Origin of the sequence: Pantoea agglomerans (assembly GCF_021397715.1) — a bacterium.
GTDB classification, from domain to species: Bacteria; Pseudomonadota; Gammaproteobacteria; order Enterobacterales; family Enterobacteriaceae; genus Pantoea; species Pantoea astica.
In genome coordinates, this window is the sequence record NZ_CP090207.1 from 3,736,223 (window position 1) to 3,750,278 (window position 14,056).

At 57.9% G+C, this 14,056-nt stretch carries 16 protein-coding genes; 8 read left to right on the plus strand and 8 right to left on the minus strand.

What is annotated here, in order from left to right; translation table 11 throughout:
• Positions 1 to 111: 111 nt before the first annotated feature.
• Positions 112 to 2,247, plus strand: coding sequence for an anaerobic ribonucleoside-triphosphate reductase (gene nrdD / locus LZU96_RS17785; RefSeq protein WP_233985443.1), 2,136 nt, complete (start codon positions 112 to 114; stop codon positions 2,245 to 2,247).
• The gene (gene nrdG, locus LZU96_RS17790) at positions 2,244 to 2,711 is read left to right on the plus strand and encodes an anaerobic ribonucleoside-triphosphate reductase-activating protein (RefSeq protein ID WP_233985444.1); all 468 of its coding nucleotides are present in this window, start codon (positions 2,244 to 2,246) and stop codon (positions 2,709 to 2,711) included. Before nrdD ends, nrdG begins: the two co-directional genes overlap by 4 nt.
• Here the strand turns inward: nrdG and LZU96_RS17795 are convergent.
• The gene (locus LZU96_RS17795; protein WP_233985445.1) at positions 2,703 to 3,338 is read right to left on the minus strand and encodes an NAD-dependent epimerase/dehydratase family protein; all 636 of its coding nucleotides are present in this window, start codon (positions 3,336 to 3,338) and stop codon (positions 2,703 to 2,705) included. The genes nrdG and LZU96_RS17795 overlap by 9 nt on opposite strands.
• A 144-nt stretch (positions 3,339 to 3,482) precedes the next feature.
• Here LZU96_RS17795 and LZU96_RS17800 point away from each other — a divergent pair, with 144 nt between their 5' ends.
• On the plus strand, positions 3,483 to 4,004 hold the full coding sequence (locus LZU96_RS17800; protein ID WP_233985446.1) for a type 1 glutamine amidotransferase domain-containing protein: 522 nt from the start codon (positions 3,483 to 3,485) through the stop codon (positions 4,002 to 4,004).
• Between the two features lie 34 nt (positions 4,005 to 4,038).
• Here LZU96_RS17800 and LZU96_RS17805 read toward each other — a convergent pair whose 3' ends face one another.
• Complete coding sequence (locus tag LZU96_RS17805; RefSeq protein WP_233988227.1) at positions 4,039 to 4,467, minus strand: YhbP family protein; 429 nt, start codon at positions 4,465 to 4,467, stop codon at positions 4,039 to 4,041.
• An 85-nt stretch (positions 4,468 to 4,552) separates the two neighbouring features.
• Between LZU96_RS17805 and LZU96_RS17810 the strand changes: the two genes are divergently transcribed.
• Positions 4,553 to 4,852: a GIY-YIG nuclease family protein gene (locus LZU96_RS17810; RefSeq protein ID WP_233985447.1), complete on the plus strand. Its 300-nt coding sequence runs from the start codon at positions 4,553 to 4,555 to the stop codon at positions 4,850 to 4,852.
• Here the strand turns inward: LZU96_RS17810 and LZU96_RS17815 are convergent.
• Together LZU96_RS17815 and ubiT are read right to left on the minus strand one after the other, a co-directional pair.
• Positions 4,836 to 5,342, minus strand: a complete 507-nt coding sequence (locus LZU96_RS17815) for a GNAT family N-acetyltransferase (protein ID WP_233985448.1) — start codon at positions 5,340 to 5,342, stop codon at positions 4,836 to 4,838. The genes LZU96_RS17810 and LZU96_RS17815 overlap by 17 nt on opposite strands.
• Entirely contained in the window at positions 5,336 to 5,860 is a 525-nt protein-coding gene (gene ubiT / locus LZU96_RS17820; RefSeq protein WP_233985449.1) for a ubiquinone anaerobic biosynthesis accessory factor UbiT, read from the minus strand. Before ubiT ends, LZU96_RS17815 begins: the two co-directional genes overlap by 7 nt.
• 204 nt (positions 5,861 to 6,064) lie before the next feature.
• On the opposite strand from ubiT, the gene ubiU reads away from it, so the two are divergent.
• The 3 genes from ubiU (at position 6,065) to LZU96_RS17835 (ending at position 9,075) form a co-directional block, all read left to right on the plus strand.
• Positions 6,065 to 7,060, plus strand: coding sequence for a ubiquinone anaerobic biosynthesis protein UbiU (gene ubiU / locus LZU96_RS17825; protein WP_094122284.1), 996 nt, complete (start codon positions 6,065 to 6,067; stop codon positions 7,058 to 7,060).
• A gap of 9 nt (positions 7,061 to 7,069) precedes the next feature.
• Positions 7,070 to 7,948: a U32 family peptidase gene (locus tag LZU96_RS17830; RefSeq protein ID WP_233988228.1), complete on the plus strand. Its 879-nt coding sequence runs from the start codon at positions 7,070 to 7,072 to the stop codon at positions 7,946 to 7,948.
• A 116-nt stretch (positions 7,949 to 8,064) separates the two neighbouring features.
• Positions 8,065 to 9,075, plus strand: coding sequence for a luciferase-like monooxygenase (locus LZU96_RS17835; RefSeq protein ID WP_233985450.1), 1,011 nt, complete (start codon positions 8,065 to 8,067; stop codon positions 9,073 to 9,075).
• Here LZU96_RS17835 and LZU96_RS17840 read toward each other — a convergent pair.
• Positions 9,037 to 9,996: an AraC family transcriptional regulator gene (locus tag LZU96_RS17840; RefSeq protein WP_233985451.1), complete on the minus strand. Its 960-nt coding sequence runs from the start codon at positions 9,994 to 9,996 to the stop codon at positions 9,037 to 9,039. The two genes, LZU96_RS17835 and LZU96_RS17840, sit on opposite strands and share 39 nt — an antisense overlap.
• Before the next feature lie 185 nt (positions 9,997 to 10,181).
• Here LZU96_RS17840 and LZU96_RS17845 point away from each other — a divergent pair, with 185 nt between their 5' ends.
• The gene (locus LZU96_RS17845) at positions 10,182 to 10,928 is read left to right on the plus strand and encodes an SDR family NAD(P)-dependent oxidoreductase (RefSeq protein ID WP_233985452.1); all 747 of its coding nucleotides are present in this window, start codon (positions 10,182 to 10,184) and stop codon (positions 10,926 to 10,928) included.
• A 57-nt stretch (positions 10,929 to 10,985) separates the two neighbouring features.
• Here the strand turns inward: LZU96_RS17845 and LZU96_RS17850 are convergent, their stop codons facing one another.
• The 3 genes from LZU96_RS17850 to nlpI form a co-directional block, all read right to left on the minus strand.
• Complete coding sequence (locus LZU96_RS17850) at positions 10,986 to 12,902, minus strand: DEAD/DEAH family ATP-dependent RNA helicase (protein ID WP_233985453.1); 1,917 nt, start codon at positions 12,900 to 12,902, stop codon at positions 10,986 to 10,988.
• Positions 12,903 to 12,918: 16 nt separating this feature from the next.
• Positions 12,919 to 12,975, minus strand: coding sequence for a protein YrbN (gene yrbN, locus LZU96_RS23630; protein ID WP_098053093.1), 57 nt, complete (start codon positions 12,973 to 12,975; stop codon positions 12,919 to 12,921).
• 105 nt (positions 12,976 to 13,080) lie between these two features.
• Positions 13,081 to 13,965 (minus strand): lipoprotein NlpI, encoded by an 885-nt coding sequence (nlpI, locus tag LZU96_RS17855; protein ID WP_233985454.1) that lies wholly within the window; start codon positions 13,963 to 13,965, stop codon positions 13,081 to 13,083.
• Positions 13,966 to 14,056: the final 91 nt, after the last annotated feature.

The following is a 14,056-nucleotide window of genomic DNA, read 5'->3' on the forward strand; positions in this document are numbered from 1 at the left end:
GCTCTCGTCCTTCCTTGTTGCAGGTCAAAATCCGATCGATTAATTCACAACAATAACTACATGTTGGGACTAGAATCCTGCAAATACCCATATATAGTCTCTGGAGGGATAATGGCGACGGTAGTAATTAAGCGTGACGGATGCCGCACAGGCTTTGATGCACAACGGATTCAGCAGGCCGTGGCTGCTGCTGCACGCGCGGCAGCAGTGGATGATGCGGCCTGGTGCGAGCAGGTGGCGCAACGCGTCAGTGCGCAACTGACCGATCGCCAGGAAGTGGATATCCGCGAGATCCAGTGCGCCGTTGAAGAGACGCTGATGGCCGGTCCTTATCCCCAGCTGGCCCGGACCTATATCGAATATCGCCACGATCGCGACGTTGCGCGCGATCGCCAGAGCCAGTTACATCACGCCATTCGCGGGCTGGTCGATCAGACCAACGCCGCCCTGCTGAATGAAAATGCCAATAAAGACAGCAAAGTGATCCCGACCCAGCGCGATCTGCTGGCCGGGATCGTGGCGAAGCACTATGCGCAGCAGCAGATCCTGCCTCGTGACGTGGTGCTGGCCCATGAGCGCGGCGAGATCCACTACCACGATCTCGACTACTCGCCCTTCTTCCCGATGTTTAACTGCATGTTGATCGATCTGAAAGGGATGCTGACCAACGGCTTTAAAATGGGCAATGCTGAGATTGAACCACCTAAGTCGATCGCCACTGCGACCGCCGTGACTGCGCAGATCATCGCCCAGGTCGCCAGCCATATTTATGGCGGCACCACCATCAACCGGATTGATGAGGTGCTGGCACCTTTTGTTGAGCTGAGTTATCAGCGCCATCACGCCATCGCCGTGGAGTGGCAGATCCCGCAGGCGGAGCAGTATGCGCAGCAGCGCACCGAAAAAGAGTGCTACGACGCCTTTCAGTCGCTGGAGTATGAGGTCAATACTCTGCACACCGCCAACGGTCAGACGCCGTTTGTCACCTTTGGCTTCGGGCTGGGCACCGACTGGGCGGCCCGACTGATCCAGCAGTCGATTCTGCGCAACCGGCTGGCCGGCCTGGGCAAGAACCGTAAAACCGCGGTATTCCCGAAACTGGTGTTCAGTATTCGTGAAGGGGTCAACCGTCGCGCCGGCGATGTTAACTACGACATCAAGCAGCTGGCGCTGGAATGCGCCAGTAAGCGTATGTATCCCGACATCCTCAATTACGATCAGGTGGTCCAGGTCACCGGATCGTTTAAGACCCCAATGGGCTGCCGCAGCTTCCTTGGCGTCTATGAAGAGAATGGCGAGCAGATCCACGAAGGCCGCAACAACATCGGCGTAATCAGCCTCAACCTGCCGCGTATTGCGCTGGAGGCGGCGGGTGACGACGCACGCTTCTGGGCCCTGCTGGATGAACGTCTGCTGCTGGCGAAGCGGGCCCTGATGACCCGCGTGGCGCGGCTGGAGAAGACGAAAGCGCGGGTAGCGCCGATCCTCTATATGGAAGGGGCCTGCGGCGTTCGGCTGAATGCCGATGATGAGGTCGGACCGATCTTCCGCAACGGGCGGGCGTCGCTGTCGCTGGGCTATATCGGCCTGCATGAAACCCTGAATGCACTGAGCGGCGGCGAGCGTCATCCCTACGATGACCCGGCCCTGCGCGCCAAAGGCGTGGAGATTATCGCCCATCTGCGCGCCGCCACCGACCGCTGGAAAGAGGAGACCGGCTACGGCTTCAGCCTCTACAGTACCCCGAGTGAAAACCTGTGCGATCGCTTCTGCCGGCTGGATGCGGCGGAGTTTGGCGTGGTGCCCGGCGTCACCGACAAAGGCTACTACACCAACAGCTTCCATCTCGACGTTGAGAAGAAGGTGAATCCATACGACAAAATTGACTTTGAAGCGCCCTATCCGCCGCTGGCGAATGGCGGTTTCATCTGTTACGGCGAGTACCCCAACATTCAGCACAACCTCAAAGCGCTGGAAGATGTCTGGGATTACAGCTATGACCGCGTGCCTTATTACGGCACCAATACCCCGATTGATGAGTGCTACGAGTGCGGTTTCAACGGCGAATTTACCTGCACCAGCCGCGGCTTTACCTGCCCGCAGTGCGGCAATCACGATCCGGCGCGCGTCTCGGTGACCCGGCGAGTCTGTGGCTATCTCGGCAGCCCGGATGCACGACCGTTTAACGCCGGTAAGCAGCAGGAAGTGCAGCGCCGGGTGAAACATCTTGAGGGTCCGCTGGGATGATGCATATCCATCGCTATTACGATGTGGATATCGTTAACGGGCCGGGCACGCGCTGTACCCTGTTTGTCGCCGGCTGCGAGCATCAGTGTCGCGGCTGCTACAACCAGAGCACCTGGCGGCTCGACTCTGGCGTGCCGTTCACCGTGGCGATGGAAGAGCAGCTGCTGGCCGATTTGCAGGATACCCGCATCCCGCGTCAGGGACTGTCGCTGAGCGGCGGCGATCCGCTGCATCCGCATAACGTGCCGCACATTCGCCGGCTGGTGAAACGGGTACGGCAGATGTGCGACGGCAAAGATATCTGGCTCTGGACCGGTTACCGGATGCAGGAGCTCAATGCGGCGCAGCGCGAGGTGCTGGATTATCTCGACGTGCTGATTGATGGCCGCTTCGTTGAAGCAGAAAAAGATCTCACTCTGCCCTGGCGCGGCAGCCGCAATCAGCGCATCTGGCAGTTACGCTGAGTGCCGGGGAATATCACCCGACTCGATAACGGTCACGCTGTCGCCGCCCGGCGTAAAGGCCTGCTGATGCAGGCAGCGCGCCACGTCGCGCGCGGTCACGGAACGCCAGTTGCCTGGCAGCAGCCTGAACAGCGGCGCCATCAGACTCTCTCCGGGGCGCGTCTGCGCCCGATCCCCCAGTAACAACGAAGGCCGCACCAGCGTCAGGCGCGGCCAGCCCTGATGCCGCAGCGCATTCTCCATTTCGCCTTTAACCCGATTGTAGAAAAACGGTGAGTGTCGGTTCGCACCGTGTGCGCTGACCACCAGCATCTGCTTTGCCCCCAGCCGTAAACCGCTCAGGCCGCTGTCGACCACCAACGTGTAATCGACATGGATAAAGGCCTGCTTGCTGCCCGCCTGTTTGCGCGTCGTTCCCAGACAGCAAAACACCGTGTCCAGCGAGGTCTGCAACGGGCCAAGCACGTCGGTGAGATCGGCTTCAACCGGATTGATCACCTTGCGCATCGCGGGCAGCGCCCGTCGGGTCGGCGCAATGATTTCATCCACCCGCGGGTCGTCAATCAGTAAGCGCAGCAGATGCGATCCGACTAATCCGGTGGCACCAGTCAGTAATACGCGATTCATCTCAGATTCATCCTTATTTCACTGCTCACAGGTTAAAAGATAGCTGATCTACACGGCTCGGCTTGCGTTCTGGCGGTGAGCGGCCAGGCTTAACAGGTTATTGAGGAAAGCGCATCCTGCGCTCCACCGTTTAAGGAGGAAAAGATGAGCAAGAAAGTTGCGGTGTTAATTACCGATGAATTTGAAGACTCAGAATTTACCTCACCGGCCGAAAGTTACAAAGGCGCTGGCTTTGAGGTGATCACCATCGAGAAGCAAGCGGGTAACGTCGTCAAAGGTAAACAGGGCGAAGCGGAAGTGACCATCGATCGCGGTATTGATGAGGTCAGCCCAGCCGAGTTTGACGCACTTCTGCTGCCAGGCGGTCATTCGCCCGACGCGCTGCGCGGCGACGATCGCTTTGTCGCCTTTACCAAAGAATTTGTTGCCAGCGGCAAACCGATCTTTGCGATCTGCCACGGCCCACAGCTGCTGATCAGCGCCAATGGCGTGCGCGGCCGCAAGATGACCAGTGTCAAAGCAATTGCTATTGACCTGATCAATGCCGGTGCTGACTTCCACGATAAAGAAGTCGTGGTGGATGACGATAAGCTGGTGACCAGCCGGACGCCAGACGATCTGCCCGCATTTAATCGCGAATCCCTGCGGATCCTCGAAGCGATTTAAGCTGTTGTGCCCTTCTCCGGCCGGAGAGGGGCGCTTATCCTTGCCGCACCCAGGCAATCTTCTTGCCGAAGCCCAACGCGTTATCCGTCATCTTCACCTCATCCAGCTGGATCTCCCACAACGGGGCTGACACTTTGCGTGCAATCGGGAATCGTCGCTGATAGGCGCTGCGTGCCGCGCTTTCCGCTTCGCCCTCTAACTGCACGATCTGGCCGCGATACTGCACCCCTTTAATCAGCAGCACGCTTCTGGGCTGGCCGTTAACCGTGCCAGCTACCTGCGGGTTTTTCATCACCAGCAGCCCGTGGCGGGTATCCGATTCGGTCATGATCCAGAACGCCATGCGTGTTTCATCGAAAACGTAATAGCAGTTGGCGCACCACAGCTCATCATCGGCGGTACAGCAGAGAGAAAGGACGTGCTGCTTTCTGAGATAGCGGACAAGATGGGCATGGTCGGACAAGGTGATCTCCTGGCTGCGTACCGGATAGCGGCAGGCGGCGAAGCGCGCTACACTGCCCGGCACTGTTTTTCTGGAATCGATTGCGATGAGTCAGCACTGGCAACTCTACATCGTCCGCACGGCGAAAGGGAGCCTTTACACCGGTATCACCACCGACGTTCCGCGCCGGGTGGATCAGCATCAGCGTGGGCGCGGTGCCCGCGCGCTGCGCGGCAAAGGCCCGCTGGATCTGGTCTTTCACTGTGAGGCGGGCGATCGTGCCAGCGCCTCCAGACTGGAGTACCGGGTTAAACAACTGACGCGCCAGCAGAAGTTGCGGTTAGTGGCGAGCCAGCCGGTCAGTCTGGAAAGCTGGCTGGGTGAGCCGGTTAAGGCTGACGGTTAAACGGCTCCGCGAAGTCGATGCGCCCTTCGGCATCCTCGAAAGCATTATCCGCCAGCCGATAAACCTGAAAAGCCGCTTCGCTGCCGGGCCAGCGGCTGTGCAGGCCATAGCGTGCCGCAGGCTCAAAGCCGAAACGGTTAAACAGCGCCGGATCGCCCAGCACCACAACCGCGCTATAGCCAAACTCATTCAGCGTATCCAGCCCTTCATAAATCAGCTGCTTAGCGATGCCCTGACCGCGCAGACTTTCGTCCACCGCCAGCGGTGCCAGCGCCACCCAGCCGCGATCTTCGCCCTGCACGCTGACCGGACTGAAAGCCGCATAGCCCAGCACCTGGCCCTCTTCATCAGTCGCAACCACGCCTAAGGTCAGCAGGCCATCCTCACGCAGCGCCTGGGTCAGCTCAGCTTCGGCTGAACGGTCAAAACAGCGTCGGAGTAAGCTGTCGATGCCAGCGGCATCCACGCCAATCTCGGTACGAATCAACATACAGCACCCGCGCGCGCCTGTGCGGCTTTCGCGTCCTGTTTCATTCCGGCTTCGGCGAACGTCGCCATCTGCTGAATCGCCGTGCGTAATGCGGTGGGCATGGCGTCGAGTTCAATTGCATCCATTACGTTCTTCACCTCCAGTCCCAGCTCGGTGTCACCTTCAATCGCCAGACGGCGCTGAAAGAACAGCATGTCAGGATCTGCTTTGCGTGCTGCCACCAGCAATAAGTCGTTGGCATTGCCCCGAAACCAGACATCCGCTTCGGCGTGCTGCAATACCGCCAGTCGGCCATCCTGCATCGTGGTGATCCATCGCAGATTGACATCCGCAATCTCAATGCCGAGCAGGCGTCCTTCCAGAAAGTCTAACTCACCTTCAGCCAAAGCATGACGAAATTGCCAGTTCAGGAGTTGTTGCAAAAGCAACTTCTTAACCGGGAATGGGGTTAGCGCTACAGGTAAGCCTAAGATTTCAGGCGCCTTTTTCACAATTGTGGCATGTAACCGCTCTAACACTCTCTTCACTCCCTTCAGAAAATTTTACGTATATTGCCATATCCTTTTCTGCGCGCCTCCTCTGAGATCAATAAAAACTGCTGAGCGATGATGAAAAAATCATCACCAGCGAGGATCAATTGGAATTTCACTGCCTCAAATCAACGTTTGCCCGCAGGCAGATGCCTAGACTCGACGCCCATCCGCATGTCGAGAGGATTACCGATGGAACTGCTCTGCCCGGCAGGAAATTTACCCGCAGTGCGCACCGCCGTAGAGAATGGCGCTGATGCGGTCTATGTGGGACTGAAAGATGATACCAATGCCCGCCACTTTGCGGGCCTCAACTTCACCGATAAAAAGCTGGCAGAAGCCGCACGCTATCTGCATCAGCATCGCCGCAAACTGCATGTGGCCATCAATACCTTTGCCCATCCGGATGGCATGGGACGCTGGCAGCGGGCGATTGACGTGGCGGCGCAAAACGGCGCAGACGCGCTGATCCTGGCTGATATTGCCACGCTGGAGTATGCCGCGACGCGCTATCCAGAGGTTGAACGCCATCTGTCGGTGCAGGCTTCCGCCACTAACCTTGAGGCCATTCGCTTTTATCACCGTCACTTCAATTTACACCGGGTCGTGCTGCCACGGGTGTTGTCGATTCATCAGGTGAAACAGCTTGCCCGCTCAACGCCGGTGCCGCTGGAGGTGTTCGCTTTCGGCAGCCTGTGCATTATGGCGGAAGGCCGTTGCTATCTCTCATCATGGCTGACCGGTGAATCACCCAACAGCGCCGGCGCCTGCTCGCCCGCGAAGTTTGTGCGCTGGCAGCAGACGCCGCAGGGTATGGAGTCACGGCTGAATGAAGTACTGATTGACCGCTATGCGCCCGACGAAAGCGCAGGCTATCCCACCTTATGTAAAGGGCGCTATCAGGTTAACGATCAGCGCTATCACGTGCTGGAAGAACCCACCAGCCTCAATACGCTGGAACTGCTGCCGGAACTGCTGCGGGCCGGCATCGCCTCGGTGAAAATCGAAGGCCGTCAGCGCAGCCCGGCCTACGTGGCTGACGTGGCGCGCGTCTGGCGTCAGGCGATCGATCGCTGTCAGGCACAGCCGGAGCAGTTTGGGGTCACGCCGGAGTGGATGCAGACGCTGGGCGATCTGTCCGAAGGCACCCAGACCACGCTGGGCGCCTATCACCGTGAATGGCAATAAGGAGTCATGATGCAATATGCCCTGGGGCCGGTGCTCTGGTACTGGCCAACTGACACGCTGGAGCAGTTTTACCAGCAGGCCGCGCGCAGCAGTGCGGATATCATCTACCTTGGCGAAGCGGTATGCAGCAAACGGCGCGCCACCGCCTATGCGGACTGGATGGCACTGGCACGTGAACTGGCGGCCAGTGGTAAACAGGTGGTGCTCAGCACGCTGGCGCTGCTGCAGTCGCCGTCAGAACTGAAAGAGCTACAGCGCTACGTCGAAAATGGCGAGTTTCTGATTGAAGCCAATGATATCGGCACGGTGAACATGGCTGCCGAACGTCATCTGCCGTTTGTCGCCGGGCCGACGCTGAATGTCTATAACGCCGAAACGCTGCAGCTGCTGGTCAAAGAAGGCATGACCCGCTGGTGCATGCCGGTCGAGATGTCGCGTGACTGGCTGTTGCAGTTGCTGCAGCAGTGCGAAGAGCGCGGTATCCGCCAGCAGTTTGAGGTGGAGGTGCTGGGCTATGGTCATCTGCCGCTGGCGCTGTCGGCACGCTGCTTCACCGCGCGTTCAGAGAATCGGGCTAAAGATGCCTGTGAAACCTGCTGCATCAACTATCCCACAGGTCGTCGCGTCTTATCGCAGGAAGGTCAGCAGGTCTTCGTGCTCAACGGCATTCAGACCATGAGTGGCTACTGCTATAACCTCGGCAACGATCTGGTGGGCATGCACAACCGGGTCGATTGCGTACGGCTCTCACCGCAGGATTGCACCACCCTGGCGGAGATCGATCGCTTCCGCGCCAATGAAAATGGTCAGGCACCGCTGATGATGGCCAAAGGCAACGACTGCAACGGCTACTGGCGCAAACTGGCGGGCATGACGCTGGCATCCTGAGTGGAAAGCACATACCGACTATATTCCTGCCGGGGTTAGCAGTTTTAATATAAGGAATGATGCGTAATACTAAAAGGTGCAGATTTTAACGTCTGCGCCTTATAACGGGAGTAGCCATGTCTGAGAAAAAACCTATTCGTTTGTCCGTGCTGGATCTGGCGCCGATTCCCCAGGGGCTGACCGCGCGTGAGGCGTTCCATACCTCGCTGGCGCTGGCGCGTCAGGCTGAAAAGCTGGGATATCAGCGTTACTGGCTGGCTGAACATCACAACATGACGGGCATTGCCAGCGCCGCGACCTCGGTGCTGATAGGTTATCTGGCGGCGAACACCGACACGCTGCAGCTGGGCTCGGGCGGTATTATGCTGCCTAATCATGCGCCGCTGGTGATTGCCGAGCAGTTTGGCACCCTGGCCTCGCTCTATCCCGGCCGTATCGATCTGGGTTTAGGCCGGGCGCCAGGCTCCGACCAGCGCACCATGATGGCCTTACGCCGCCATCTCTCCAGTATGCATGCCGATACCTTCCCGGACGATGTGGCTGAGCTGATTAGCTGGTTCGATGCCGAACCGGGCGATCAGCCGCCGGTGCAACCGGTGCCGGGTCTGGGTCTGAAGATTCCGGTCTGGCTGCTGGGCTCCAGCCTTTACAGCGCTCAGCTGTCAGCCCGAATGGGGCTGCCGTTCGCCTTTGCCTCGCATTTCGCCCCGGACCAGTTGTTCCAGGCGCTGCATGTCTACCGTGAGAATTTCCAGCCTTCGGCGCGCCTCGAAAAACCGTACGCGATGGTCTGCATCAACGTAGTAGCCGCCGACAGCGAGCGCGATGCGCGCTTCCTGTTTACCTCGCAGCAGCAGCAGTTTATTAATCTGCGCCGCGGTAAGCCAGGCCCGTTACCGGCACCGGTAGAGAACATGGATAATCTCTGGTCACCTTCTGAGCAGTATGGCGTACAGCAGGCGCTCAGCATGTCACTGGTCGGTGACACCGATAAAGTGCGTCACGGACTGGCCTCGCTGATGCGCGAAACCCAGGCTGACGAGATCATGGTCAACGGCCAGATTTTTGATACTGAAGCGCGTCTGCGTTCATTCGCCATTGCGATGGAGGCGGCCCACAGTCTGTAATCCGGTTTGCGGCGGACGCAACGCCTCTGCGCCCGCCGCCAGCTGCCGACTGTCACGCGCCGGTGAGCAGCCATAAAACCGGCTGTATTCCCGGCTGAACTGCGATGCACTCTGATACCCCACCCGATAGCCCGCCGTACCGGCATCCAGCTTCTCCACCCGCATCAGCCGTCTTGCCTCATTCAGCCGCAGCTGTTTCTGATACTGCATCGGCGTCATGGCGGTGACCGCCTTGAAGTGATGATGCAGCGACGAGACGCTCATCCCCACGCTGCTGGCGAGTTGATCGATCTTCAGCGGCTGATGAAAGTTTTCCCGTAGCCAGCGCGCTGCCTGCGCCACACGGTTGCCGGGTCGCTCAGCCAGCGCCATATTCAGGATGCGCGGCCCTTCCGGTCCGGTCAGTAACCGGTAAAAGATCTCCTGCTCAATCAATGGTGCCAGTGCGGCGATATCCTGCGGCTGGTCCAGTAAACGCACCAGCCGAATCACCGCATCGACCAGCAGCGGCGACATCTTATGTACCGTAATGCCACGTTCGCTGCCCGCCTGCGCCAGCGGCAGCGTAGGCGGAAACTGTTCGAGATAGCGCATCAGCCGCGATTCATTGATGGCAATACCAATGCCGAGATTAGGCTTTTCCGGCGTGGCAACGGTCACGCAGGAGCGCACCGGCATATCCAGTGTCACCAGCAAGAGATCGCCCGGTCCGTAATGCAGCACCTCATCGCCGATATGCAGCGCCTTGCCGCCCTGCGCCACCAGCGCGAAGCTGGCCCATTGGGCAATGTGCATCGGTTCGCTGGGCGCAGAGCTTCGGCCAAAAAACAGGCAATCAATGGCGCTGTTGTGCCGCCCGTCAGTGGGTGCGTGGCGGTCAATCAACTGCGCCAGCGCCTGCCATCTATCATTTTCTGTCATCAATCTTCCCGCTTCTGCCAGCCGCTACATCAGGCTATCGATATTACCTGAAGTTATTTCCAACGCCCGCCTCGCGCCATCACTTTTGCAGGATTGTGCAAAAAGCTTGCAGGATTGCGCTACCCACATCCGGGGGTCAGCGCGCATAGTCTGGCTACGCGATCATTACGGCAGAGAACAAAATTATGAAAGCACTGGAAAACAGCGTCGCGCTGGTGACGGGTGCGTCAAAAGGGATTGGCGCGGCGATCGCCATCGCTTTTGCCGCCGCTGGCGCGCGCGTGATAGTGAACTATCGACAGGACGAGCCAGGTGCCGCCGATGTGGTGAGTGATATCCGCTCACTGGGCAGCGAAGCCGTGGCGGTTCAGGCGGATGTCTCACAGCCGCGGGATGTGGAGCGGCTGTTTGCCTCCACCGTGGCGCAGTTCGGCGCACCCGATATTGTGGTTAACAATGCCGGCAGTTTTCATCACGGTGATTTTGCCGCCCTGACGCTGGAGGCGATGCGCCAGCAGCTCGACGTCAATCTGCTCGGCACTCTGCTGGTGTGTCAGCAGGCGATTCACCACTTTCCGCCGCACGGCGGCAGCATTATCAATCTCAGCGCCCTGAACAGCAAAAACAGTACGCCGGGCTCGGTGCTGTGGGCCGCCACCAAAGGGGCTATCGATACCCTGACTCAAGGTCTGGCGCGTGAACTGGGTCCGAAAAATATCCGGGTCAACGCATTAGCGCCGGGCATGATTCTGACCGAAGGTTTGCTGGCAGCGAAGAAATTCAGCCCGCAGCTAAAGGCGCAAATGCTGGCGGCGACGCCGCTGGGACGTTTTGGTCTGCCGGAGGATGTTGCGCAGGTAGCGCTGTTTCTGGCGTCTGAGGAGTCTGCTTATGTCAGCGGCGAGCGCGTGATGATCAGCGGCGGCGCCTGACAGAGACAAAAAAAGGGAAGCCCGAAGGCTTCCCTTTTTATCACGACTTAGCGTCTGTTATGCGTCACGACGACGTGGTGCTGCGGCACCGCCATCTTCACGACGTGGACCACGACCGCCTTCACGGTTGAAGCTGCGTCCGCCTTCACGACCACCTTCACGGCGTTCAGAAGAGAAGCGACGACCACCTTCACGGTTTGCGCCCGCGCCTGCACCTGCAGGACCACGACGCTCACCACCACCGGCTGGACGACGATCGCCACGGCCTTCGTTCGGCTGTGCATCACCCAGTAACTGCATATTCATCGGCTTGTTCAGAATACGGGTACGGGTGAAGTGCTGCAGCACATCGCCTGGCATGCCTTTCGGCAGCTCGATGGTTGAGTGGGTGCCGAACAGCTTGATGTTACCGATGTAACGGCTGCTGATGTCGCCTTCATTAGCGATAGCGCCAACGATGTGACGAACTTCAACACCATCATCGCGACCCACTTCAATGCGGTAGAGCTGCATTTCGCCAACGTCACGACGTTCGCGACGTGGACGGTCGCCATCACGGCTTTCACGTGGACCACGTGAGTCACGCGCTTCACGGCTGTCACGACGGCCATCACGCTCGTCACGATCGCGGTATTCGCGGCGTGCCGGACGCGGTGCTTCTGGTGGCAGAATCAGAGGACGTTCGCCCTGTGCCATCTTCAGCAGTGCAGCTGCCAGCGTTTCCAGATCCATCTCTTCTTCTGGCTGCATTTTAGCCAGCAGCGCACGGTACTGATCCAGATCGCTGCTTTCCAGCTGCTGCTGAACTTTAGCGGCAAACTTGGCCAGACGACGCTCACCCAGCAGTTCTGCGTTTGGCAGCTCAACTTCAGGGATAGTCAGCTTCATGGTACGTTCGATGTTACGCAGCAGACGACGCTCGCGGTTCTCAACGAACAGCAGGGCGCGACCCGCACGGCCCGCACGACCGGTACGGCCGATACGGTGAACGTAAGATTCTGCATCCATCGGGATGTCGTAGTTAACGACCAGGCTGATACGCTCAACGTCCAGGCCACGGGCCGCAACGTCAGTCGCAATCAGGATGTCGAGACGACCATCTTTCAGGCGCTCCAGCGTCTGCTCACGCAGTGCCTGGTTCATGTCACCGTTCAGCGCGGCGCTGTTATAGCCACTGCGCTCCAGCGCTTCAGCCACTTCCATCGTTGCGTTTTTAGTCCGCACGAAGATGATGGCAGCATCAAAGTCTTCCGCTTCAAGGAAGCGAACCAGCGCATCTGTTTTACGACCGTAAGCGGTCCAGTAGCTCTGGCTGATATCAGGACGCGTCGTCATGCTTGACTGAATGCGCACTTCCTGAGGATCTTTCATGAAACGTTTAGTAATGCGGCGAATCGCTTCCGGCATGGTAGCCGAGAACAGCGCCGTCTGATGATCGGCTGGGATCTGCGCCATGATGGTTTCAACGTCTTCGATGAAGCCCATACGCAGCATTTCATCCGCTTCGTCCAGCACCAGGCCGCGCAGGTTAGAGAGATCTAACGTGCCGCGTTTCAGGTGGTCAAGCAGACGACCAGGCGTACCCACGACAACCTGAGGTCCCTGGCGCAGTGCGCGCAGCTGGACGTCATAACGCTGGCCGCCGTACAGGGCAACCACGTTCAGGCCACGCATATGTTTAGAGAATTCGGTAACTGCTTCAGCAACCTGTACCGCCAGTTCGCGGGTCGGTGCCAGCACCAGGATTTGTGGCGCTTTAACAGTAGGATCAATGTTGTGTAACAGCGGCAGCGAGAAGGCCGCAGTTTTACCACTCCCGGTCTGCGCCATGCCTAACACGTCACGGCCCGCCAGCAGGTGAGGAATACACTCAGCCTGGATTGGGGATGGCTTAACGTAGCCCATGCCATTCAGTGATTCAAGGATGTCGGCGTTCAGGCCAAGGTCAGCAAAAGTGGTTTGAATATCAGTCATGTAGTACACGTGCCTCTTAGATTGCGGCGGCCAGTCTACATAACTCGTCGTGAAAACTTTCAGTCATTTTCATCAAAAAGTGTGAACCGGCTCAAATTAGAAGTTTTGACGAACAGAAAAGCCCTCATCCCTGAAGATGATGACTTGACAGGTTTTACAGGCAATTAAAGTTCGTCAGCTATTGCTGGTCAGATTCTGATAAATCGTCTTGTGCCTGGCCGAGTTGCGCCAGTTCCAACAATGCGTATCGGTGTTCAACAAAGTTATTGACGTTGTTGGCCACCGCCAGTTTGAACAACGCTTTCGCGTCGTCCTTCTCCCCCAGACTTAGGTAGTACTTACCTAAATAGAAGTTGGTTTCACTGAGATGTTCAGCGAGCGAGGTGTTATCCGTTGCGTCCGCCTGGAGACTTTCCATCAACGACTTTTCGTTGATGTCACCCAGGTAGAACTCGACAATATTCCATCCCCATTGGTCTCTGACCGCTTTGTCGTGACGCTGTTGAAGCGCGACTTTTGCCTTGTCGACATCCATCTCACGTTCAACGAGATAGAGCCACAGACTGCGGAAAGGATCGTTAGGATCGTCTTGATAAAACGCCAGCAGATCATCTTGCGCTAACTTGTATCGACCGCCGTAATAGAGGGCGATACCACGGTTTAAATGCGCATAGTTGTAAGTTGGATCAAGCTCAAGTACAGAATCAAACGCTTCATAGGCGGCATCAAAGTTGCCCGCCTGCGTTAAATATATGCCTAAGTAGTTAAACACTTCTGGCATATCTGGTCTTATAGACAGCGCTTGCGAAAAATCGTTCCGCGCTAATGCCCGCAGACCTAAACTATCATACAACACTCCGCGCTCATATAACAGCTGTGCGCGTTCATCATCGGTGAGGGCGCGACTGGCAAGAATTTGTTCCATGCGCGCCAGAATCACTTCCTGCTGCAGTGTGGGCTGTAGAGGTACTGCAAGAACTTCGTTCTTACGCCAATTGGAGTTGCTGCATCCTGCCAGCGTCAAAGCTGTCGCAACAAAACACCAGCGCAGAAAAGGCTTCATTTCCCACTCCCGAATACAAACATTGGGATAACCATCCTGTTACCCGCCTGCTGTGCACAAGGATTCCCGCCCTCGCGATGACACAAACGCC

Excerpts from the sequence above, each read along its gene's own strand:
- LZU96_RS17830 (WP_233988228.1), top strand. The coding sequence starts at position 7,070 with ATGCAATATGCCCTGGGGCCGGTGCTCTGGTACTGGCCAACTGACACG.
- nlpI (WP_233985454.1), bottom strand. The coding sequence starts at position 13,965 with ATGAAGCCTTTTCTGCGCTGGTGTTTTGTTGCGACAGCTTTGACGCTG.
- LZU96_RS17850 (WP_233985453.1), bottom strand. The coding sequence starts at position 12,902 with ATGACTGATATTCAAACCACTTTTGCTGACCTTGGCCTGAACGCCGAC.
- LZU96_RS17845 (WP_233985452.1), top strand. The coding sequence starts at position 10,182 with ATGAAAGCACTGGAAAACAGCGTCGCGCTGGTGACGGGTGCGTCAAAA.
- LZU96_RS17795 (WP_233985445.1), bottom strand. The coding sequence starts at position 3,338 with ATGAATCGCGTATTACTGACTGGTGCCACCGGATTAGTCGGATCGCAT.
- nrdG (WP_233985444.1), top strand. The coding sequence starts at position 2,244 with ATGATGCATATCCATCGCTATTACGATGTGGATATCGTTAACGGGCCG.
- LZU96_RS17815 (WP_233985448.1), bottom strand. The coding sequence starts at position 5,342 with ATGTTGATTCGTACCGAGATTGGCGTGGATGCCGCTGGCATCGACAGC.
- ubiU (WP_094122284.1), top strand. The coding sequence starts at position 6,065 with ATGGAACTGCTCTGCCCGGCAGGAAATTTACCCGCAGTGCGCACCGCC.
- LZU96_RS17835 (WP_233985450.1), top strand. The coding sequence starts at position 8,065 with ATGTCTGAGAAAAAACCTATTCGTTTGTCCGTGCTGGATCTGGCGCCG.
- nrdD (WP_233985443.1), top strand. The coding sequence starts at position 112 with ATGGCGACGGTAGTAATTAAGCGTGACGGATGCCGCACAGGCTTTGAT.
- LZU96_RS17800 (WP_233985446.1), top strand. The coding sequence starts at position 3,483 with ATGAGCAAGAAAGTTGCGGTGTTAATTACCGATGAATTTGAAGACTCA.
- LZU96_RS17810 (WP_233985447.1), top strand. The coding sequence starts at position 4,553 with ATGAGTCAGCACTGGCAACTCTACATCGTCCGCACGGCGAAAGGGAGC.
- LZU96_RS17840 (WP_233985451.1), bottom strand. The coding sequence starts at position 9,996 with ATGACAGAAAATGATAGATGGCAGGCGCTGGCGCAGTTGATTGACCGC.